Below are 20,453 nucleotides of genomic sequence, written 5' to 3'. Positions count from 1 at the left end.
GCATACCGCCACCATATAGGTCGAACAATCCGGGTTGAAAGGGGCCATACATGATCAGGCGTTTTGGGGAAAGCCCCGTTCCGGGCCAGACATATACGCGCCGCGCCGGAGCTTACGCCCTGTTGCCGCAGGGCCATCGTCTGCTACTCACTTGTCAGATGGAACCCGGCCCTGATCTGCAATTGCCCGGCGGAGGGATTGATCCCGGGGAATCGCCGATCACCGCGCTGCATCGCGAAGTGTTCGAGGAAACCGGCTGGCTGATCGCCACACCCCGCCGTGTCGGAGCATTCCGCCGATTCGCCTATATGCCCGAATACGATCTCTGGGCCGAGAAAATCTGCCTGATTTATCAGGCCCGGCCGATACGTCGGCTCAGCGCCCCGTCCGAGCCGTTTCACGAAGCGCTGTGGATGGATGCCTGCGACGCCGCGCAGATGCTCGGCAATTCCGGAGACCGTCATTTCGCCATGCGGTACCTGCAAGGCTGCTAAGTGCCGTTGTATTCGAAGAACACGGCGGATACATCGTCATCCATAGCGCCTTTGGGCGACATCGCCTGAGACAGACGCCAGAACAGATCGTCCAGAAACTCGGACCCGTCCCGCGTGCCCGATGCACAGTCCACGGCCATGTCCCGCAGGCCATCTTCGTCAAGGAACGATCCATCGGTCAAGCGGCATTCCGTGAACCCGTCCGAATACAAAAGCAGCCGGTCCCCCGGGTCCAGATAGGTCTCGGTCTGCTGAAACTGCACGTCCGGCAACAGACCGATCGGCAGGCCGCCCTCTCCCAGAAACTCGGTGCGACCGTCCCGGCGCAACACCAGAGGGTGCGGATGTCCGGCTTGTACCATTTTCATATGGCCGTTGCGCAAATCCACGATGGCGTAAACCATGGTAAAATATTCCTCGACCCCTGTGTCGGCCATCAGGCGCGAGTTCAGCTGCGCGGCAACCTCGGCCGGGGGCAGCAAGGCGTAGAATTTGTTGAACCGCCGCTCCATGGCGAGGTTCTGGTCGAAATGTTTGCTGGACAGGTACCCACCCAACCGGGCTGTCATCATCGCCGAGGTGATCCCGTGGCCCGACACATCGATGCTGTAAAACCCCAGCCGGTTTACCCCGGGTGAGAACATGCCCACCAGATCGCCACCGATATGACCGCAGGGTTTCAGCAACAGGCTGACCTGAGATTTTCCGAACGTCTTTTTCAGCTCGGGCACCAGTGATTCCTGGATCTTGCGCGCCTGCATCAGGTCCTTGTCGATGGCGTCATGCACCACCCGCAGCTCGGCCAGGGCGGATTCGATCATCCGGTTCTTTTCGGACAACTCACGCTGCATAAGCAGGATCCGCGCGCCGGCGGCGATACGTGCACGCAGCTCGTCCGCCTCAAGCGGTTTGATCAGAAAGTCATCTGCCCCGGCGTCCAGACCGCGCGCGACTTCCTGCTTTTCGCTCTTGGACGTCAACAGGATGAAATAGCTGTATTGGTCCGTGTCCAGCGCCCGAAACGCCTGGCAGAATTCCAGCCCGCTCATTCCCGGCATGACCCAGTCGCTGAGAACCAGATCGGGCGGTTCAGCCTTGCAGATTGCAATCGCATCCTCGCCGCTGTCGGCCTCAAGTACCTCGAAGCCCCATTTCTTGAGCGACGCCACCAGAATGCGACGCTGCAGGCGGCTGTCATCGACGATCAGTACCTTCTGAATCGCGCCGAAATCGGGATCAACCCTGGTTTCGGCTTGGCTGCTTTGTGACACTCTGACTATCCTGATCGGCCGCGATGCCGCCAGACTAGGTGCGGGCCACTTAACATCGGGTGAAAGCCCGATTGCTTTCCGCTTAACCGACTGTTTACGCGGGCTGGCATAACAATGACCCATCGCGCATCAAGGCGGAGGCGGGCCATGATTGACTGGCCAAGAGTCAAACAATTGCGGCACGAAGTGGGCGCGGAAGAATTCGACGAGGTCGTGCAGATTTTTCTGGATGAGGTGCAAGAGGTCCTGTCCCGGTTGCCGCGGGAAACCGGCGATACCCAGATGGAACAGAACCTGCACTTTCTGAAAGGCAGCGCGTTGAGTCTGGGTTTCGATCGGTTTTCTAAGCTGTGTCAGGACGGAGAACGTCGCGCCGCCGAGGGCGCTGGCAAGGAAGTTGATATCCCCGGAATCATCGCCAGCTTTGATCAGTCCAAGGCTGTCTTCGATGCCGAGCTAACGCAAAATCTGGACTGACACGGCCTAGATTACGAATTGCGCCAGCGTCTCATCTTCGGTGATATCCGTGTAGGTGAAACCAGCCTCGTCCAGATGGGCAAACAGGCGCATGAAATTCTCGGGTTTACGGGTTTCGATCCCGATCAGGACCGAGCCGAAATTGCGCGCTGATTTCTTCATGTATTCGAACCGGGCAATGTCGTCTTCGGGGCCGAGGATATTCAGGAACTCTTTCAGCGCACCGGGGCGCTGCGGCAGGCGCAGGATGAAATACTTCTTCACGCCAGAATAGCGCTGCGCGCGTTCCTTGACTTCGGGCAGGCGCTCGAAATCAAAATTGCCGCCCGAGGTGACACAAACGACCGTCTTGCCACGGACAAAGCTCTGCACATCACCAATGGCCTCGACGGCCAGGGCACCGGCGGGTTCAAGAACGATGCCCTCGACATTCAGCATCTCGATCATCGTGGCGCAGATGCGATCTTCGGACAGGGTCAAGACGTCCGACAGGTGGCGCGTTTTCAGCAGTTCGAATGGTTTCTCACCGATCCGGCCCACGGCAGCCCCATCAACAAAGGTATCCACGTGATCCAGAGCCACCGGATGCCCGGCCGCCAAAGCTGCGCGCAGACAGGCCCCGCCCGCTGGTTCGACAAACAGACAGTGGGTCCGGTCCCCGAACCAGGTCGCCACGCCCGAGGACATGCCGCCGCCGCCAACCGGCAGCACCACATGATCCGGCACGCGGCCCAACTGTTCTTCGATCTCGGCCGCCAACGAGGCTTGCCCCTCGATCACGTCATCGTCGTCGAAAGGCGACAGGAAATACCCGCCCTGTTCGGCGCACCATTTCTGTGCGGCAGCCAGAGTGTCATCGAAATAGTCTCCGGTCAGATGAATCTCGACATTCTCGCCGCCAAAAATCCGCGTCTTCTGAATCTTCTGCTGCGGCGTGGTGACGGGCATGAAGATCACACCTTTCACATCCAGATGCTTGCACATATAGGCCACGCCCTGCGCGTGGTTGCCCGCGCTGGCGCAGACGAACAACTCCTGACCCTGCTGCTTGCGCATGGCGTTGAACGCGCCCCGGATCTTATATGAGCGCACCGGGCTGAGGTCCTCGCGCTTGAGCCAAATATCGGCCCCGTAACGGTCGGACAAATGGGCATTCCGCTGCAACGGCGTCGCCGGAAAGACAGAGCGCATCGCCTGTTCGGCTGCGCGTGCGCGGGTCATGAAACTACTCATGACCGTGTCAGTGGCTTATCCTGAGCAAAAGGGCAAGGAATACATATGTGTACGGGTCAGGAGAGTTGGCGCTTTTCGATGAAGACGCCATAGATCGTCGTCAAAATGCTGACGTTTATCAGCGGAACGATCACCATACTCGCGAACAGAACTATCAATACACCGATGATCGGGATGAAAAGCAATATGGAAGCCAGCAACTGAAGAAGTATTTGGAACATCACAGACAAGACAACCAGCAGCGCGATTGCGCCACTTGCACCCGATGTGGCCTGCCAAGCCTCGGAAAGCTTTACTGATTTACCAATCGCAGCGCCAGGCAATATCGGTGACGCGCGATAAAACGCCAGGGTCAAAACAATGACCAAACCGACCCAGAAAATGCTCCCTAATACTGCCGAGGATTGCGCCAACATACTCATGATCAGCGCTGCCGGAATCATAATGACAAAAGCCAACAGGAAAAGCATCAGAAGACGCCCAAAATAGGCGAGAACCCGGTCAAATCTGAAAGGTGGCACCAGCCCGGTTGGATACTCCTCCAGCAGGACAAAGCGGTGCCAGGAGACGACGATCCAAAGCATGACTCCAAAAACAACCACCACGATGTTCAGCAGAAATCCGGTGAAAGATCCGGCATTGACACCTTCCGGGAACCCGGTGGTTTCGCTGTTGAATTCTTCAAACGGGATACCGAACAAAAAGAACAGACCAACCACCAATGCGCCGCCAATAAACGCAGGTACAACAGATATTTGCAAAGCCTGTGTCAGATTCCTAAGAACCATCTTCACCGAATGTACGAAAATCTCCAATCCCAGCACGAAAACCGCCCTCTCAACCAACCCTTGTTCTCTATCGCTTCGTTTCACCCCAATTCCTGACCTGCGTCAATCCACACAGCTTGCCCCCACGTCCAAAACCCGTTAGGGGCCAGTCGTTCTACGCATAAAGGGAAGTCAGATGTCCGCGCCCAAGAAAGTTGTTCTGGCCTATTCCGGTGGCCTTGATACCTCGATCATTCTGAAATGGCTGCAGACCGAGTATGGTTGTGAGGTCGTGACCTTCACCGCCGATCTGGGTCAGGGTGAAGAGCTTGAGCCCGCCCGCCAAAAAGCCGAGCTGCTGGGGATCAAGCCCGAGAACATCTATATCGAGGACATCCGCGAAGAATTCGTCCGCGATTTCGTCTTCCCGATGTTCCGCGCCAATGCGCAGTATGAAGGTCTGTATCTGCTGGGCACGTCGATCGCGCGGCCGCTGATCTCGAAACGTCTGGTTGAGATTGCCGAGGCAACCGGTGCTGACGCCGTCGCCCATGGCGCGACCGGCAAGGGCAACGATCAGGTCCGGTTCGAACTGGCCGCTTACGCGCTGAACCCCGACATTAAGGTTATTGCTCCGTGGCGCGAGTGGGACCTGACCAGCCGCACCAAACTGCTGGAATTTGCCGAGGCGAACCAGATCCCGATTGCCAAAGACAAACGCGGCGAAGCTCCGTTTTCGGTCGATGCCAACCTGCTGCACACCTCGTCGGAAGGTAAGGTTCTGGAAGACCCCGCCGATATGGCGCCCGATTACGTCTATCAGCGCACCGTCCACCCCGAGGATGCGCCGAATGAGCCCGAGTTCATCGAAATCGGCTTTGAAAAAGGCGACGCGGTCAGCATCAATGGCGAGGCGATGAGCCCCGCGACCATCCTGACCAAGTTGAACGAATATGGCGGCAAGCACGGTATCGGTCGCCTCGACCTGGTCGAAGGCCGGTTCGTTGGCATGAAGTCGCGCGGCATCTACGAAACTCCCGGCGGTACCATCCTGCTTGAGGCGCATCGTGGCATCGAATCCATCACCATGGACCGCGGCGCAATGCACCTGAAAGACCAGCTGATGCCGCAATATGCGGAACTGATCTATAACGGCTTCTGGTACTCGCCCGAGCGGGAAATGCTGCAGGCGGCGATCGACAAATCCCAGGAGCACGTGACCGGCACAGTCCGCGTGAAGCTGTATAAGGGTCTTGCCTCGACTGTGGGCCGCTGGTCGGATCACTCGCTCTATTCCGAGGCGCATGTGACCTTTGAAGAAGATGCTGGAGCCTACGATCAGACTGATGCGGCTGGCTTCATTCAACTGAACGCGCTGCGCCTGAAACTGCTGGCCGCGCGAGACAAACGGGTCAAGTAACTCAAGGTAAAGTTGCAGTTCATTGATGCGACGCAACTTTGCCTAAATAATGCCCGGTTGATTGATCACCGATAAAGGGCCGTCCCAAGCGTGGGTCGGCCTTTTTTGATCAATCCAATTGAGGCATCCATGCAGACAGAAGCGCAACAAGGCATCCCGACAGATTTCGAGTTCCGGGGGTCAGCCGGTGAATTTTTCGGAATCTGGATCGTCAACCTGTTGCTGTCGATCGTGACACTGGGCATTTACAGCGCCTGGGCAAAGGTCCGGACCAAGAAATACTTCTATCAGAACACCTATGTCGCTGGACGCAGCTTTGATTATCACGCAACCGGAAAACAGATTCTGATCGGCCGCCTGATCGTGGTGGCCGGGATTATTGCCTATTCGGTTCTGGCCGTCATTCCGTTGCTGAACCTGCTAATGCTACTGGGCCTGCTGGGCCTGATTCCATATCTGCTGGTTCGGTCGCTGCGGTTCAATGCGCGGATGTCCAGCTGGTCGAATGTGCGATTTGTATTTCATGGAACAACCGGGAATGCGGCGATGAACTATTTCCTCTACCCGATTATCGCGGCCCTGACGCTTTACACGACCTGGCCGTTTGTGACACGCGCGGTTCAGCGGTTTCACGTGAATGGCCACACCTTTGGCAAGACACCGATGTTTTTCGACGCGCCGATCGGACCATTTTACAAGGCGTTGTTGGCCGCCTTTGTCTGGGTTCTTTTCGCCACGATTCTTGCGATCAGTTTCGCTGGGAACGGCACCGACGTGCTAGAAGCCTTTCGGGCTATTGAGGACAATCCAGAGAACATCATGGCTGTAGTCACGATCTTCTCGATCTACGGAGCCATGTTTCTGATCCTGATCCCGGCCGCAATCATATATCACACTATGGTTCGGAACGTCGTCTACAACTACACGGTTCTGGGCGACAACCATCGGTTCTATTCGGATGTCTCTCCGCTGCGGATGCTTTGGATTTCTGTTTCAAACTTTGTTGTCGTCGTCATGACACTTGGCCTGATGCTGCCCTGGGCACATGTGCGCCGGGTGCGCTATCTGGCCAGCCACACCACGTTCATCCCCGGCGGGCCGCTGGATGAGTTCATCGACGATGTGACTGCGAATGTCAGCGCCATTGGCGATGCTTACGGCGATATTGAGGGTTTCGATATCGGCCTCGCAGTCTGACGTGGCACCAGCGCCCAAAGACATCGGCACGTCCGTCACCGGGCGCGCCTATCCTCCGCTCAGCTCGCGCGAGGTGCCGGTGCGTTTTGCCATCGGTACCAATACGGCCTGGCTGATTGACGGAAATGAACGGGTCATGGCCCGCTCGAACCCGGCCGAATTGAAGATCGAACCTCGTGTTGGCAAAACCGAACGGCGCGTGATCTTTCCGGACGGAACCCTGTTCCTGACCAACAACCACGACGCGCTCGAGCACGTGATCGGGGATACCAGCGGCTCGATCCTGCATGGGTTCGAGCGGCTTCATCCCCGGCTGATCGTTGTAACTCTGGCTTGTATTGTCGGCATCTGGGGTGTCTGGAAATACGGACTGACCGTTTTGGTGTCGCTGGCGGTGTGGATGACTCCGCCCACCCTGACAGCAGCGATAGACAGCAGCGCGTTGCAGACCATCGATACCCTTATCGCCGAGCCCAGCGCCCTGCCCGCCGACAAACGGGACGAGGTTCAGGCTAGTTTCGACCAGATTCTGGCGGCGCTGGGTCCCGAGGCCGAGCGCCATGCATACAAGCTGGAGTTCCGGCACCTGCCAGGCATGGGCCCAAATGCATTGGCGCTGCCAAACGGGACGATTGTGATAACGGACGACCTGGTCAAGGTTGCCTCAAGGGATGCAGTAGCGGGTGTTATCGGGCACGAAATTGGTCATGTGGCCGAAAAGCACGGGCTGCACCAGATCTACCGCTCGGTCGGTGGGTTCGTTCTGATCAGCCTGCTTGCGGGCGATACCGGACCGATTCTGGAAGACGTGTTGCTGGAAGGCAATCTGATCCTGTCACTGTCCTATTCGCGCCAGCACGAATTGGCTGCCGACCGCTTTGGCGTCGCCCTTGCGGATCGCGCTGGGTTTGACCCCGATGGGTTGGGCGAGTTCTTTGACCTTATGGCCGAAGAATATGGCGATCACGAGGATGACTGGTTCAGCACCCATCCAGGTTTCAGCGATCGGCAGAACAACCTGCAAGATCTGACCCAAGGTCACTAGAAATACGCCCTTGTCCGCCTATGACGCGCTGCCTAATGGTCCCCCGACAGGAGGACCCAAATGACACTCAGCACCATAGCCGGAGACATTCAGAAGAACCTTATGGGCAAGACCTTCGACGGAACGCTTAAATTCGATTGTGGCGACGAAGGCGTTATCGTTCTGGCCGACAACTCCGCCACCACCGTTGACCGCGATACCGACTGCACCATCCGTATCTCGCGTGACAATCTGACCAAGCTGTTGACCGGCAAGCTGAACCCGATGACTGGCGTTGCTTTAGGCAAGCTGAAAATCTCGGGCAATATGGGGGTGGCGATGAAATTGGGGCAGCTTCTGGGATAAATTCGTTTCACCAGCCCGTGACCAACGATGACAACGGATTGCATGACCCGGAAACACACGGCAGCCTGAGTGTCGAAGGAGACACGCCATGACCCGGACTGCCCATTTTGCCGATCTAAAACCCGCGCTGCTGTTCGCTCTGATTGCCCTTGTCGCAACCCTGCGCGCGCTGCCTGCCCCGGCGGCCGGCGCTGAAACGCTGACCGTGGCCGGTGGCTGTTTCTGGTGCGTTGAATCCGATTTTGAATCCGTTCCCGGTGTGATCGGGGCCGTTTCTGGTTACACCGGCGGCACGTCGGCCAACCCGACTTATGATCAGGTGTCCAGCGGCGGAAGCGGACATTATGAAGCGGTCCAGATCACCTTTGACCCGGCCCGAGTTAGCCGAGAAACCCTGTTGAACATGTTTTTCCGATCCGTTGATCCCACTGATGCGGGCGGTCAGTTCTGCGACCGCGGAGAGAGCTACAGAACTGCGATTTTTGTCTCTAATTCAGGCGAAAAAGCCGCTGCTCAAGCTGCCAAAACAGATGCACAAAAGGCGCTAGGGCAGAAAGTTGTTACGCCCATCCTGCAGGCAAGCACGTTCTACCCGGCCGAGGCGTACCATCAGGATTACTACAAGGGCGACAAGCTGGTTTTAACCCGGTTCGGCCCCAAGCGTCAGAAAAATGCTTATAAGGCCTATCGCAAAGCCTGCGGCCGTGACGCGCGCGTCAAACAGCTTTGGGGCACGAGCGCACCCTTCGCCGGATCCTAATCCAGCCGTGCCTCGCGCACTTCTTTCAGGTCGGGAATGACATCTGCTGTTCCGTGCCGCGTAACCATCAGGGCCGCGGCACGCATCGCTTGTGAAATCGCCTGCGACATTGGCATCCCGTGATCCATTGCCGCCAGTACATAGCCGGTAAAGGTGTCACCTGCTCCGGTCGTGTCGACGGGATCAACTTTGTAGGCGGCAAAATCGACCGGATCGTGGCCGCGCTGGAAGTACCGCGCGCCTTTTGCGCCAAGGGTGACGACAACATCGTCAACGGGCAAAGCATCAAGGGCAATACCTGTTGCCTGCTGCAACTGTTCCGCCTCAATCTCGTTCAGGATCAGGAATTCCAGATGGGGAAGTACAACCTCGACGGCCTCGGCCTGAAACGGGGCTGCGGCATAGCAGACCTTGAGGCCCAGCTTGCGACCCAACTCTGCGGCATGAACCTGAGCGTTGGTTTCATTCTGCATCACCAACAGATCGCCAGATGCGGCGGCTGACAAAGCCTGGCCCAATTGATCTTTGGTGATTGCGTGGTTGGCGCCCTGGTACAGGATTATGTTGTTTTCGCCCTCAGCATCCACCGCGATGATGGCGTGGCCGGTGGGAACATCCACCTGCGCAATATGACGCGTATCCACCCCGTATTCGGTTAGCCTGTCGCGGGCCCAGTCACCCTCGGGACCGACCGAACCGATATGGGCCACCTGCGCGCCGGCACGCGCCGCCGCGACAGACATATTCGCACCCTTGCCACCCAGAAACCGGTCCAACCGGCGCGCAGCCAGGGTTTCCCCCGGCCCCGGCAGGTGCGGCAAGTCATAGATCATATCCGCATTGATCGAGCCGAGGTTCCAGATGGTCATCGTTTACCCAATATCGCAAGAGGCCAATATGGCCATGTTCAGGATGTCATTTGCGGTCGCGTTGGTCGAACAGATCTGAATCGGTTTGTCGACACCGGACAGGATCGGTCCAATCACGGTGGCCCCTCCCATTTCTTGCATCAACTTGGTCGAGATCGACGCCGAGTGCCGCGCCGGTACGATCAGAATGTTTGCGGGTCCTGTCAGGCGCTGGAACGGGTATGCGGCTTGCTGATCCATGTTCAGGGCCACGTCCACGGTCATTTCGCCTTCGTATTCAAAGTCAACGCCACGCTGATCCAGAACCGCCGGTGCGCGGTGCATTTTCTCTGCCCGTTCTGATACCGGGTAACCAAAAGTCGAGAAACTGACAAAGGCTACGCGAGGTTCAAGCCCCATGTGACGCGCCACGGCAGCCGAACGTTCGGCGATATTGGCCAGATCGTTCTCATCCGGCCATTCATGGACCAGAGTATCTCCGATCAGCACAATCCGACCTTTATGCAGCAGCGCTGTCACACCTGCAGCGCCATGCGTCGCATCTGCGTCAAACACGTGGTTGATCCGGTCCAGAACATGCGCCGATTTGCGGGTCGCCCCTGTCACCAGACCATCGCCATGCCCGTGCGCCAACATCAGGGACGAGAATACGTGCCGATCCCGCGCCGCCAGACGGTGGATATCCTTGCGATCGAAGCCTTTGCGCTGCAGCCGCTGATAGAGGAAATCCTTGTAAGCATCCAAATGCATTGTGTTGGCAGCGTTCACAACATCCAGTTCGCGCACCGCATCGCCAAGCCCGGCCTCCTCCAGCTTTTGTTTGACCTCATCAGGACGCCCGACAACCAGAGCTTTGCCAAAGCCCGACCGCTGATACATCACCGCCGCGCGCAATACCCGGGGGTCGTCACCTTCGGCAAAGATCATGCGGCTTTGCGCCTGACGCGCGCGGGCGTTCAACCCCCGCAGAATGCTGGCGGTCGGGTCCATGCGGGATTTCAGGCTCAGCTCATAAGCGTCCATATCGATGATCGGACGGCGGGCTGCACCGGTATCCATGCCAGCCTTGGCGACCGCAGGCGGAATCCGGTGGATCAGGCGCGGGTCAAACGGTGTGGGAATGATATAGTCGCGACCAAAGGTCAGCGACTTGCCATAGGCCATGGCGACTTCATCCGGCACATCCTCGCGCGCCAGATTGGCCAGCGCATGAGCGCAAGCGATCTTCATCTCGTCATTGATAGCGCGGGCATGGATGTCTAAAGCGCCTCGGAACAGATAGGGGAAACCCAGTACGTTGTTGACCTGATTGGGATAATCGCTTCGCCCGGTTGCGACGATGGCATCAACGCGCACCTCATGCGCCTCTTCTGGGGTAATCTCGGGGTCAGGGTTCGCCATCGCAAAGATCACCGGATTGTCGGCCATGCTGGCGACCATGTCCTGCGTGACCGCGCCCTTGACCGATACGCCCAGGAACACGTCCGCGCCTTTCATGGCGTCTTCCAACGTGCGCAGGTCTGTGGTGATGGCGTGGGCCGATTTCCACTGGTTCATCCCGTCAGTTCGGCCCTGATAGATCACACCCTTGGTGTCACAGACAATGCAATTTTCATGCTTTGCACCCATCGCCTTGAGCAGTTCGATGCAAGCGATGCCCGCAGCTCCGGCACCGTTCAGGACGATCTTCACATCCTCGATCTTCTTGCCTGAAATGTGCAGCGCATTGATCAGTCCCGCTGCGCAGATCACCGCCGTCCCATGCTGGTCATCGTGGAAGACGGGGATATCCATTTCTTCCTTCAGACGCTGCTCGATGATGAAACACTCGGGTGCCTTGATGTCTTCGAGGTTGATGCCGCCAAAGGTCGGCCCCATCAGCCGCACGGCACGACAGAATTCATCCGGGTCCTCGGTGTCCAGTTCGATATCGATTGAGTTCACATCGGCAAAGCGCTTGAACAGGACCGATTTCCCCTCCATCACCGGTTTCGAGCCCAGCGCACCAAGATTTCCAAGGCCCAGAACGGCGGTCCCGTTCGAGATCACCGCCACCAGATTGCCCTTGTTGGTATAATCATACGCCGTCTCGGGCGCTTCGGCGATAGCTTCACATGGAACAGCAACACCAGGGCTATAGGCCAGCGACAGATCGCGCTGGGTTGTCATTGGCACGGTGGCCTGCACCTCCCACTTGCCGGGGGTGGGGTCGAGGTGAAAGGCCAGCGCCTCTTCTTTGGTGATCTTCGCTTTGGGCATCTTATATGTCGTTTCCATGACTTTGGGGCTCTCGCCTCATAGCGCAGGCGGCGCCGCGCCTCAACGAGAATGAGTTTTCGCCTTTTACAGAAGATGCGGGATTTGTAAGGTCGCGCCCGGAACACGCCAGAAGGGGGCCGGTTTTGTCCACAGTCACGCCGATGATGGCACAATATCTCGAGATCAAAGAGGCCCATGCCGACGCCCTGCTGTTTTATCGCATGGGTGATTTCTACGAGATGTTTTTCGAGGATGCCGTCAACGCGGCCGAAGCGTTGGACATTGCCCTAACCAAACGCGGTAAGCACAATGGCACCGACATCCCAATGTGCGGCGTGCCGGTGCATTCCGCCGAAGGCTACCTGCTGACCCTGATCCGCAAGGGCTTTCGCGTCGCCGTCTGCGAACAGATGGAAAGCCCGGCCGAAGCGAAGAAAAGAGGCTCTAAATCAGTCGTAAAACGCGATGTCGTCCGCCTTGTGACGCCCGGCACGCTGACCGAAGACGCGCTTTTGGAAGCCCGAAGCCACAACTTTCTGGCCACCTATTCCGAGGTTCGGGACGAGGCCGCCCTGGCTTGGGCCGATATCTCGACCGGTGCGTTCCACGTGATGCCACTTACCTCGGTTCGGCTCAGCCCCGAGTTGGCACGGCTGGCTCCGTCCGAACTGATCGTGGCAGACGGACTGGAACAAAACCTGCAGGACACGGTGCGCGATCTCGGTATCTCGCTGACCCCGATCGGTCGCGCCAGTTTCGACAGCACGGCGGCGGAAAAGCGTATTTGCGCGCTGTTTCACGTCGGCGCGCTGGATGCATTCGGGAATTTCGGGCGCGCCGAGGTGTCGGCGATGGGTGCGCTGATCGACTATCTTGAGATTACCCAGAAGGGCAAGCTGCCGCTGCTGCAAACTCCTTTGAAAGAATCCGAGGACCGCGTGGTCCAGATCGACGCCGCCACACGCCGCAATCTGGAACTGACCCGTTCGCTCTCGGGTGGGCGCGCCGGATCACTGCTGTCGGTGGTGGACCGAACAGTGACACCAGGCGGGGCGCGGTTGCTGGAACAGCGCCTCTCGAGCCCGTCGCGCAATCTGGATGTGATCCATGCCCGTCTTGACGCAGTAGGTTTCGCGACTGAGGACGGCCTGACCGCCTCGGATCTGCGCGAAGCATTGCGCAAAACACCCGACCTTGACCGCGCGCTGTCGCGGCTGTCGCTCGACCGCGGTGGGCCCCGCGATCTCGCCGCGATTCGCAATGGTTTGGCGCAGGCGGTCACGATCGCCGGAATTTGCGAAGGTCAGGACCTTCCGATACTGCTGGCGACCGCGCTACAGAACCTTGTCGGCTTCGATGATCTGCTGACCCTGCTGGACGAGGCTCTGGTTGCGGAACCACCCCTGCTGGCCCGCGACGGAGGGTTCATCGCACCCGGTTTTGACAGCGAACTGGATGAGGCCCGGACGCTGCGGGACGAAGGTCGCTCGGTCATAGCCGGTTTTCAGCAGAAATATGCGGAACATACCGGCATCGCTTCGCTGAAGATAAAACACAACAATGTGTTGGGCTATTTTATCGAGACCACGGCGACGCATGCCGAGAAAATGCTGAGCCCGCCGTTCAGCGAAACCTACATTCATCGCCAAACCACCGCCAATCAGGTGCGGTTCACCACGGTCGAACTGTCCGAAATCGAGACCCGTATTTTAAACGCGGGCAATCTGGCGCTTGAGATCGAAAAGCGGCTCTATCAAAGGCTTTCGAGCGAAATTCTAACCCTCGCCGCGCGACTCAACCAAGCCGCCCGAGGGCTGGCAGAGCTCGACCTGACCACAGCGCTCGCCGATCTGGCGCGTGGTGAAAACTGGTGTCGCCCGCAGGTCGACACATCTCGAACTTTCAGCGTGCAGGGTGGCCGCCACCCCGTAGTTGAACACGCGTTACGACATCAAGGGGGCGATGCCTTTGTCGCCAATGATTGCGACCTTAGCGCCGACCAAGGCGCGGCAATCTGGCTGCTGACCGGCCCGAACATGGCCGGTAAATCAACCTTTCTGCGCCAGAACGCCTTGATCGCGCTGCTGGCACAAATGGGCAGCTATGTCCCCGCCGAACAAGCTCAGATCGGCGTGATCAGCCAGCTTTTCAGTCGCGTCGGTGCCTCTGACGATCTGGCCCGGGGTCGCTCGACCTTCATGGTCGAAATGGTCGAAACCGCCGCCATTCTCAATCAGGCTGACGACCGCGCGCTGGTCATTCTCGACGAGATTGGCCGCGGAACCGCCACTTATGACGGTCTCTCGATCGCCTGGGCCACACTGGAACACCTGCACGCATCGAACAAATGCCGGGCCCTGTTTGCCACCCATTACCACGAACTCACGGCGCTGGCAGGCAAACTGGAGGGCGTCGACAACGCCACCGTTGCGGTCAAGGAATGGGAAGGCGAGGTCATCTTCCTGCACGAAGTTCACAAAGGTGCCGCCGACCGCTCCTACGGCGTACAGGTCGCGCAACTTGCGGGCCTACCCGCTTCGGTTGTCGACCGCGCGCGCGTCGTCCTGGATCAACTGGAAAAAACCGAGCGAGAGGGAGGCAAACAAAAAGCCCTGATCGACGATCTTCCCCTGTTTTCAGCCTCTCCACCACCACCGCCCGCACCCAAAACCTCCCCCGTCACCGAGATGCTGAACGACATCCTTCCCGACGAACTCAGCCCCCGCGAAGCACTCGATCTGATCTACAAACTGAAAGAGGCGGCCAAATCCTGACCGCCCCTTCATCTTTTCGAAAATACTCTCGCCGAAGGCTTGGCCTCGCAGAGGCCAATCAACTCGCTGGTGTCGATGACACGCCTACCTGCGCCGGGCGCAGCAACCGGTCGTGCAACATGAAGCCTTCTGCCGAGACCTGAATAATGTCCCCCGCACGGGTGCCGGGCACCGGGGCTTCAAACATTGCTTCATGTACGTTCGGGTCAAACCGATCACCGACTTCAGGCGTGATGACCTCGATCCCGTGTTTCTGGAACACGTCCTTCAGCGCCCGCATGGTCAGTTCGACACCTTCGATCAGACCTGCAGCCACCTCTTTCTGCTCATCGGTCGCAGCCTCAAGCGCGCGTTTCATGTTGTCGTAGACCGGCAACATGTCGCGGGCCAGTTTTGAGCCGCCATACTGCTCGGCATCGCGACGCGCCTTGTCACCACGTTTGCGCGCGTTTTCGGCATCCGCCAGTGCGCGCATAAAGCGGTCTTTGTATTCGTCCCGCTGCGCCCGCAGCTCGTCCAGCTCCAGCGCTTCTTCACTGATCTCGGCAATTTCCTCGGCCAGTTCTTCCGCTTCGGCGGACATGATATCGTCCAGAAATTCTTCGTTCTTGGGCTCTGCCATTTCTTACCCTCTAGCTCCGGTCGGATATCAGCTTGCCGACCAGTTGCGCCGTATAATCCACGATCGGCACGATCCGTCCATAATTCAGACGTGTGGGTCCAATGACCCCAACCGCACCAATTATCTTACGATCAGCGTTCATATATGGAGACACCACCAAAGAGGAACCCGAAAGTGAGAAAAGTTTGTTCTCAGAGCCAATAAAAATGCGCACACCCTCGCCTTCTTCGGTCAATTCCAGGAATTCGGCGATATCACGTTTGCGTTCAAGATCATCAAACAGGCTTCGAATGCGCTCCAGCTCTTCTGCCGCGCCGGGTTCACCCAGAAGATTCGCACGCCCGCGCACGATCAACCGGGCCGAGTCGGCACTGTCCCCATCCCACGCGGCGATGCCGCTTTCCACCATCTCTCGCGCCAGAACATCGATCTCCTGACGCCGATCGGCGATCTGGCTTTGCATCTGGCGGCGCACCTGGCTCAGCGTTCGCCCCTCGATAAGCGCGTTCAGGAAATTCGCCGCTTCGCGCATTGAGCTCGGTGTCTGGCCGGGTGGTGGAGTGAACAGGCGATTTTCGACATGCCCATCTGCAAAGACCAGCACGACCAGCGCGCGGTCATGCGCCAGCGATACGAACTCGATATGCTTGATCTCGGATTCGTGCTTGGGCGTCAGAACCAGCGAAGCACCATGCGTAACATGAGACAGCGCCGACCCGACGCGGTCCAGCATTCCGCCCACATCGCCCGCGTTAGAGCCTAATGTCTCATCCAGTTTCTGCCGGTCATCCGCACCTAGGTCGCCAACTTCAAGCAGCCCATCGACGAACATCCGCAGCCCCTGCTGCGTGGGAATCCGGCCGGCGCTGACATGAGGGCTGTCGAGCAGGCCCAAAAACTCCAGATCCTGCATCACATTGCGCACGGTTGCCGCGCTGACCTTTTCCGACAAAGTGCGGGTCAGCGTGCGGCTGCCGACGGGCTCACCACTGTCCAAGTAGCTTTCGACGATCAGCCGGAACACTTCGCGTGACCGATCATTCATCTCGTCCAGAATTTTGCTCGCTTCGCTCATCTGTGATCCCTTGCTGGATCGTCATTAAATAGCAGGCACAAGAAAGGTCAATCGGGGTTGCATCGTAACGCTGCGGGGCGGTATCCCCAAGCCAGCAAACAAAGGAATACCCATGCGACCCTCAGGACGTGATCTAAACGAAATGCGCGCCGTTTCAATCGAAACAGGTTTCACCAAACATGCCGAAGGTTCCTGCCTGATCAAGATGGGCGACACCCGTGTACTATGCACTGCCACGATCGAGGATCGCGTGCCGCCGTTCATCAAAGGCTCGGGCCTGGGTTGGGTCACGGCAGAATACGGCATGTTGCCCCGCGCCACCAACACAAGGATGCGGCGCGAGGCGGCCAGCGGCAAGCAAGGCGGCCGTACCGTCGAAATCCAGCGCCTGATCGGCCGCGCCCTGCGCGCAGGCGTCGACCGCGTCGCCCTGGGAGAGCGCCAGATCACTGTCGACTGCGATGTGATCCAGGCCGACGGCGGCACCCGTTGTGCCTCGATCACCGGGGGCTGGGTCGCGCTGCGTCTCGCGGTGAACAAGCTGATGAAAGCTGGTGATGTGATCAGCGATCCGCTGGTCGATCCGGTGGCTGCCGTGTCCTGTGGCATCTATGCGGGTCAACCCGTGCTGGATCTGGACTATCCCGAAGACAGCGAGGCCGGAGTTGACGGCAACTTTATTATGACCGGGTCGGGCAAGCTGATCGAGGTACAAATGAGCGCCGAAGGCTCGGTGTTCAGTCGTGCCCAGATGGATCAGCTGATGGACCTGGCGGAAAAAGGCGTGGGCGAGCTGGCAGAAGCGCAGAAAGCCGCAACCGCATGACCCACAAATTCGACGGGGACAGGCTGCTGATCGCCACACACAACAAAGGCAAACTTGAGGAGATGGCGCATCTTCTCGAACCCTTTGGTGTAACTGTCTTGGGCGCTGGTGAAATGGACCTGCCGGAACCGGAAGAAACCGAGGATACTTTCGTCGGCAATGCCCGGATCAAGGCCCATGCCGCCGCGCAAGCCACCGGCCTGCCTGCCCTGTCGGACGATTCCGGGATCACCATTGACGCGCTGGACGGTGCGCCGGGTGTCTACACGGCGGACTGGGCTGAAACCGGCAATGGACGCGACTTCCTGATGGCCATGACCCGCGCGCATAATGAACTGGAAGCCAAGAACGCGGCGCACCCGCGCAAAGCACAGTTTCGCTGCACATTGGTTCTGGCCTGGCCTGATGGCCATGATGAAGTGTTCGAAGGCATCGCGCCTGGCCATTTGGTTTGGCCAATCCGTGGCAAAGATGGCTTCGGCTATGATCCGATGTTTGTCCCCGAAGGCCACGACATTACCTTTGCGGAAATGGATCGCTGGGAAAAGAACAAGATCAGCCATCGCGGCCGCGCGGTGGAGATGTTCGTGAAAGGCTGCTTTGGCGGATGATTGGCGCAACGGGGGCTTTGGCCTGTATGTGCATTGGCCCTTTTGCGAGGCCAAATGTCCCTATTGCGACTTCAACAGCCATGTGTCGCGCAAAATCGACCAAAAACAATGGCTTACTGCCTATCTGAACGAACTAAAACGCAGCGCCCAGGAAACCCCTGATCGGGTCCTGAATACGATCTTCTTTGGTGGCGGTACCCCGTCGCTTATGGACCCCGATACTGTTGCAGCAGTGATTGATGCCGCGCGCGCGCTCTGGCATCCGGCAAACGACATGGAAATCACGCTCGAGGCCAATCCCGGTTCCGTTGAAGCCGGACGGTTCTCGGCCTACCGCGAAGCCGGCGTCAACCGCATCTCGATGGGCGTTCAGGCACTGAACGACGAAGACCTGCGCCGATTGGGCCGAATCCACACAGTCGCCGAAGCCCGCACCGCCTTTGATATTGCACGCAATTGCTTTGACCGGGTCAGCTTTGACCTGATCTATGCCCGACAGCATCAAACTGTTGATGCGTGGCGCACGGAACTGACCGAAGCGTTGTCGATGGCGATCGACCACCTGTCTCTTTATCAACTAACGATCGAAGACGGCACCGCCTTTGGCGACCGCTATGCCGTTGGAAAACTACGCGGGCTACCCGAAGATGACCGCGCCGCCGACATGTATCTGATCACCCAAGAGATTTGCCAGGCGCACGGCCTGCCCGCTTATGAGGTGTCCAACCATGCTCGTCCGGGCGCAGAATCCCGGCATAACCTGATCTATTGGCGCTATGGCGATTATGTCGGCATTGGCCCTGGTGCCCATGGGCGGATCACCCAGGATGGCCGGAAATATGCGACCGAGACCTATCTGAATCCACAACGCTGGCTGGATGCGGCCCTAGGTGATGGCGGGGAAAAGTCAAAGACCCTGCTGACACGCGAAGATCAGAGCAATGAATACCTTATGATGGGTATGAGGATCAAAGAGGGGCTAAATATTGAGCGTTTTACAGCTTTGTCAGGACGTAAGCTGTCTGAGAGCGTGATCGATCACTTATCCCAGATTGGCATGGTCAAAGTTCAGGACAACAGGTTGATTGCCACAGAGCAGGGTCGCGCCGTCCTGAATGCGGTGGTTCGGGAATTGTTGGAGTAAACGATGCGATATCTCTGGGCCGGGTTGGGTCTGCTCTGCGTCGCGGTGGCAATTATCGGAGTTGTCCTGCCGTTGCTGCCAACCGTTCCCTTCCTGTTGCTGGCAGCGTTTTTCTTTGCCCGTTCGTCCTCGAGATTGCACACATGGCTGATCACGCACCGGACGTTTGGGCCGATGATCCTTGATTGGCAACGATCCGGTGCCATCCGTCCCGCGGCAAAAAAGGCGGCCACCGCATCGGTCGCCGCCGTTTTTGCGCTCTCGGTGATATTCGGCGCGCCCTCACATGTCCTGATTATTCAGGCCGTCGTGCTGAGCGGTGTGATGATCTTTATTTGGACCCGCCCTAACGGCTGAGTTTGGCGCAAAGATCGTCCAACTGGTCGAGGTTCTCATAGGTCAGAACAACCTGCCCAGTCTCGCTGCCCGGTTTGTGGTTGATCGAAACTTTCATCGCCAGAATCGCCGACAGATCCTTTTCCAGCGCGCGTGTATCCGCATCCTTGCCCGCATTCAGGTTCCTGGACTTCGGGGCGGGTTTTTCAGCGTCGGGCTGGTTCTGTTTCTTCACCAGATTCTCGGTCGCACGTACCGATAACCCATCGCGGACGACTTGCTTGGCCAGTTCCGAAGGGTTTTCCGCCGTGATCAGCGCACGCGCATGTCCTGCGGATAATTTCCCTTCTATCACAAGGGTTTGTACGTCCATTGGTAACGACAACAATCGCATGAGATTGGCGATATGGCTGCGGCTTTTGCCCAAAGCCTCTGACAGTTTTTCCTGAGTATGGCCGAATTTGTCCATCAACTGCTTATAGCCAGCCGCCTCTTCAACTGCATTCAGATCAGCGCGCTGGATGTTCTCGATGATCGCAACCTCCAAAACTTCGGTATCGTCAAAGTCCCGCACAACAACCGGGATGTCATGCAGTTGCGCCATCTGTGCCGCGCGCCAGCGGCGTTCTCCGGCGACGATCTCATAGTCTCCGCCAGCGATGCTGCGAACGATCAAAGGTTGGATAATGCCCTTTTCCTTGACCGAGGCCGCAAGCTCATCCAATTGATCCTGCGAGAATGTCCGGCGCGGCTGGTTTGGGTTGGCGCGCAGCTTCTCAATCGGCACTTTCAGATCCGGGCGGCGCGGCTCGGATGTGATCCGGCCTTCTGCTTCGGACGTGACATCCGCCATCAACGCGGACAATCCCCGCCCCAGACCTCGTGATTTACTGTTCTTCACGCTCATGATCGCCCTCCTGACGGCCGC

Annotated in this window: 20 protein-coding genes; 12 read left to right on the top strand and 8 right to left on the bottom strand. The window is 58.2% G+C overall.

Annotation, left to right across the window (positions count from 1 at the left end; all coding sequences use genetic code 11):
- The first annotated feature begins 50 nt into the window (after positions 1 to 50).
- Positions 51 to 494: an NUDIX hydrolase gene (locus ACR0LX_RS14790; RefSeq protein WP_480784367.1), complete on the top strand. Its 444-nt coding sequence runs from the start codon at positions 51 to 53 to the stop codon at positions 492 to 494.
- Here ACR0LX_RS14790 and ACR0LX_RS14785 read toward each other — a convergent pair.
- Positions 491 to 1,765, bottom strand: coding sequence for a PP2C family protein-serine/threonine phosphatase (locus ACR0LX_RS14785; RefSeq protein WP_480784366.1), 1,275 nt, complete (start codon positions 1,763 to 1,765; stop codon positions 491 to 493). The two genes, ACR0LX_RS14790 and ACR0LX_RS14785, sit on opposite strands and share 4 nt — an antisense overlap.
- 147 nt (positions 1,766 to 1,912) lie before the next feature.
- On the opposite strand from ACR0LX_RS14785, the gene ACR0LX_RS14780 reads away from it, so the two are divergent.
- A complete protein-coding gene (locus ACR0LX_RS14780) occupies positions 1,913 to 2,242 on the top strand; it encodes an Hpt domain-containing protein (protein ID WP_480784365.1) in 330 nt (109 codons plus the stop codon).
- A 6-nt stretch (positions 2,243 to 2,248) separates the two neighbouring features.
- Here the strand turns inward: ACR0LX_RS14780 and ilvA are convergent, their stop codons facing one another.
- A complete protein-coding gene (gene ilvA, locus ACR0LX_RS14775) occupies positions 2,249 to 3,475 on the bottom strand; it encodes a threonine ammonia-lyase IlvA (RefSeq protein WP_480784364.1) in 1,227 nt (408 codons plus the stop codon).
- A 56-nt stretch (positions 3,476 to 3,531) separates the two neighbouring features.
- Positions 3,532 to 4,347: a hypothetical protein gene (locus ACR0LX_RS14770; RefSeq protein WP_480784363.1), complete on the bottom strand. Its 816-nt coding sequence runs from the start codon at positions 4,345 to 4,347 to the stop codon at positions 3,532 to 3,534.
- Positions 4,348 to 4,438: 91 nt separating this feature from the next.
- Here ACR0LX_RS14770 and ACR0LX_RS14765 point away from each other — a divergent pair, with 91 nt between their 5' ends.
- The 5 genes from ACR0LX_RS14765 (at position 4,439) to msrA (ending at position 9,009) form a co-directional block, all read left to right on the top strand.
- Positions 4,439 to 5,662 (top strand): argininosuccinate synthase, encoded by a 1,224-nt coding sequence (locus ACR0LX_RS14765; RefSeq protein WP_480784362.1) that lies wholly within the window; start codon positions 4,439 to 4,441, stop codon positions 5,660 to 5,662.
- Positions 5,663 to 5,791: 129 nt separating this feature from the next.
- Positions 5,792 to 6,859: a YjgN family protein gene (locus tag ACR0LX_RS14760; protein WP_480784361.1), complete on the top strand. Its 1,068-nt coding sequence runs from the start codon at positions 5,792 to 5,794 to the stop codon at positions 6,857 to 6,859.
- A 1-nt stretch (position 6,860) separates the two neighbouring features.
- The gene (locus tag ACR0LX_RS14755; RefSeq protein ID WP_480784360.1) at positions 6,861 to 7,904 is read left to right on the top strand and encodes a M48 family metallopeptidase; all 1,044 of its coding nucleotides are present in this window, start codon (positions 6,861 to 6,863) and stop codon (positions 7,902 to 7,904) included.
- 60 nt (positions 7,905 to 7,964) lie between these two features.
- The gene (locus ACR0LX_RS14750) at positions 7,965 to 8,249 is read left to right on the top strand and encodes an SCP2 sterol-binding domain-containing protein (RefSeq protein WP_480784359.1); all 285 of its coding nucleotides are present in this window, start codon (positions 7,965 to 7,967) and stop codon (positions 8,247 to 8,249) included.
- An 88-nt stretch (positions 8,250 to 8,337) separates the two neighbouring features.
- Positions 8,338 to 9,009, top strand: coding sequence for a peptide-methionine (S)-S-oxide reductase MsrA (gene msrA / locus ACR0LX_RS14745; RefSeq protein ID WP_480784358.1), 672 nt, complete (start codon positions 8,338 to 8,340; stop codon positions 9,007 to 9,009).
- On the opposite strand, the gene ACR0LX_RS14740 is transcribed toward msrA, so the two are convergent.
- Both ACR0LX_RS14740 and ACR0LX_RS14735 read right to left on the bottom strand, forming a co-directional pair.
- Entirely contained in the window at positions 9,006 to 9,878 is an 873-nt protein-coding gene (locus ACR0LX_RS14740; protein ID WP_480784357.1) for a ribokinase, read from the bottom strand. The genes msrA and ACR0LX_RS14740 overlap by 4 nt on opposite strands.
- A 3-nt stretch (positions 9,879 to 9,881) precedes the next feature.
- On the bottom strand, positions 9,882 to 12,137 hold the full coding sequence (locus ACR0LX_RS14735; protein ID WP_480784356.1) for an NADP-dependent malic enzyme: 2,256 nt from the start codon (positions 12,135 to 12,137) through the stop codon (positions 9,882 to 9,884).
- A 161-nt stretch (positions 12,138 to 12,298) separates the two neighbouring features.
- Between ACR0LX_RS14735 and mutS the strand changes: the two genes are divergently transcribed.
- A complete protein-coding gene (mutS, locus tag ACR0LX_RS14730; RefSeq protein ID WP_480784432.1) occupies positions 12,299 to 14,911 on the top strand; it encodes a DNA mismatch repair protein MutS in 2,613 nt (870 codons plus the stop codon).
- Positions 14,912 to 14,969: 58 nt separating this feature from the next.
- Here mutS and ACR0LX_RS14725 read toward each other — a convergent pair whose 3' ends face one another.
- Complete coding sequence (locus ACR0LX_RS14725) at positions 14,970 to 15,533, bottom strand: nucleotide exchange factor GrpE (protein ID WP_480577118.1); 564 nt, start codon at positions 15,531 to 15,533, stop codon at positions 14,970 to 14,972.
- Positions 15,534 to 15,543: 10 nt separating this feature from the next.
- Positions 15,544 to 16,608, bottom strand: a complete 1,065-nt coding sequence (gene hrcA / locus ACR0LX_RS14720) for a heat-inducible transcriptional repressor HrcA (RefSeq protein WP_480784355.1) — start codon at positions 16,606 to 16,608, stop codon at positions 15,544 to 15,546.
- A gap of 112 nt (positions 16,609 to 16,720) precedes the next feature.
- Here hrcA and rph point away from each other — a divergent pair, with 112 nt between their 5' ends.
- The 4 genes from rph to ACR0LX_RS14700 are packed head-to-tail and all read left to right on the top strand — an operon-like array spanning position 16,721 to position 19,546.
- Positions 16,721 to 17,434, top strand: a complete 714-nt coding sequence (gene rph, locus ACR0LX_RS14715; protein ID WP_480784354.1) for a ribonuclease PH — start codon at positions 16,721 to 16,723, stop codon at positions 17,432 to 17,434.
- Complete coding sequence (gene rdgB / locus ACR0LX_RS14710) at positions 17,431 to 18,045, top strand: RdgB/HAM1 family non-canonical purine NTP pyrophosphatase (protein ID WP_480784353.1); 615 nt, start codon at positions 17,431 to 17,433, stop codon at positions 18,043 to 18,045. The genes rph and rdgB overlap by 4 nt, the downstream gene beginning before the upstream one ends.
- Positions 18,035 to 19,189, top strand: coding sequence for a radical SAM family heme chaperone HemW (gene hemW / locus ACR0LX_RS14705; RefSeq protein WP_480784352.1), 1,155 nt, complete (start codon positions 18,035 to 18,037; stop codon positions 19,187 to 19,189). Before rdgB ends, hemW begins: the two co-directional genes overlap by 11 nt.
- A 3-nt stretch (positions 19,190 to 19,192) precedes the next feature.
- Complete coding sequence (locus ACR0LX_RS14700; protein ID WP_480784351.1) at positions 19,193 to 19,546, top strand: YbaN family protein; 354 nt, start codon at positions 19,193 to 19,195, stop codon at positions 19,544 to 19,546.
- On the opposite strand, the gene ACR0LX_RS14695 is transcribed toward ACR0LX_RS14700, so the two are convergent.
- The gene (locus ACR0LX_RS14695) at positions 19,536 to 20,432 is read right to left on the bottom strand and encodes a ParB/RepB/Spo0J family partition protein (RefSeq protein ID WP_480784350.1); all 897 of its coding nucleotides are present in this window, start codon (positions 20,430 to 20,432) and stop codon (positions 19,536 to 19,538) included. The genes ACR0LX_RS14700 and ACR0LX_RS14695 overlap by 11 nt on opposite strands.
- Between the last annotated feature and the right edge of the window lie 21 nt (positions 20,433 to 20,453).

The sequence above is a fragment of the Ruegeria sp. CH11 genome, assembly GCF_056537105.1.
This window is presented reverse-complemented; position numbering and strand designations above follow the sequence as displayed.

Excerpts from the sequence above, each read along its gene's own strand:
- ACR0LX_RS14790 (WP_480784367.1), top strand. The coding sequence starts at position 51 with ATGATCAGGCGTTTTGGGGAAAGCCCCGTTCCGGGCCAGACATATACG.
- ACR0LX_RS14780 (WP_480784365.1), top strand. The coding sequence starts at position 1,913 with ATGATTGACTGGCCAAGAGTCAAACAATTGCGGCACGAAGTGGGCGCG.
- ilvA (WP_480784364.1), bottom strand. The coding sequence starts at position 3,475 with ATGAGTAGTTTCATGACCCGCGCACGCGCAGCCGAACAGGCGATGCGC.
- ACR0LX_RS14765 (WP_480784362.1), top strand. The coding sequence starts at position 4,439 with ATGTCCGCGCCCAAGAAAGTTGTTCTGGCCTATTCCGGTGGCCTTGAT.
- ACR0LX_RS14760 (WP_480784361.1), top strand. The coding sequence starts at position 5,792 with ATGCAGACAGAAGCGCAACAAGGCATCCCGACAGATTTCGAGTTCCGG.
- ACR0LX_RS14750 (WP_480784359.1), top strand. The coding sequence starts at position 7,965 with ATGACACTCAGCACCATAGCCGGAGACATTCAGAAGAACCTTATGGGC.
- msrA (WP_480784358.1), top strand. The coding sequence starts at position 8,338 with ATGACCCGGACTGCCCATTTTGCCGATCTAAAACCCGCGCTGCTGTTC.
- ACR0LX_RS14740 (WP_480784357.1), bottom strand. The coding sequence starts at position 9,878 with ATGACCATCTGGAACCTCGGCTCGATCAATGCGGATATGATCTATGAC.
- ACR0LX_RS14735 (WP_480784356.1), bottom strand. The coding sequence starts at position 12,137 with ATGCCCAAAGCGAAGATCACCAAAGAAGAGGCGCTGGCCTTTCACCTC.
- mutS (WP_480784432.1), top strand. The coding sequence starts at position 12,299 with ATGATGGCACAATATCTCGAGATCAAAGAGGCCCATGCCGACGCCCTG.
- ACR0LX_RS14725 (WP_480577118.1), bottom strand. The coding sequence starts at position 15,533 with ATGGCAGAGCCCAAGAACGAAGAATTTCTGGACGATATCATGTCCGCC.
- hrcA (WP_480784355.1), bottom strand. The coding sequence starts at position 16,608 with ATGAGCGAAGCGAGCAAAATTCTGGACGAGATGAATGATCGGTCACGC.
- rph (WP_480784354.1), top strand. The coding sequence starts at position 16,721 with ATGCGACCCTCAGGACGTGATCTAAACGAAATGCGCGCCGTTTCAATC.
- rdgB (WP_480784353.1), top strand. The coding sequence starts at position 17,431 with ATGACCCACAAATTCGACGGGGACAGGCTGCTGATCGCCACACACAAC.
- ACR0LX_RS14700 (WP_480784351.1), top strand. The coding sequence starts at position 19,193 with ATGCGATATCTCTGGGCCGGGTTGGGTCTGCTCTGCGTCGCGGTGGCA.
- ACR0LX_RS14695 (WP_480784350.1), bottom strand. The coding sequence starts at position 20,432 with ATGAGCGTGAAGAACAGTAAATCACGAGGTCTGGGGCGGGGATTGTCC.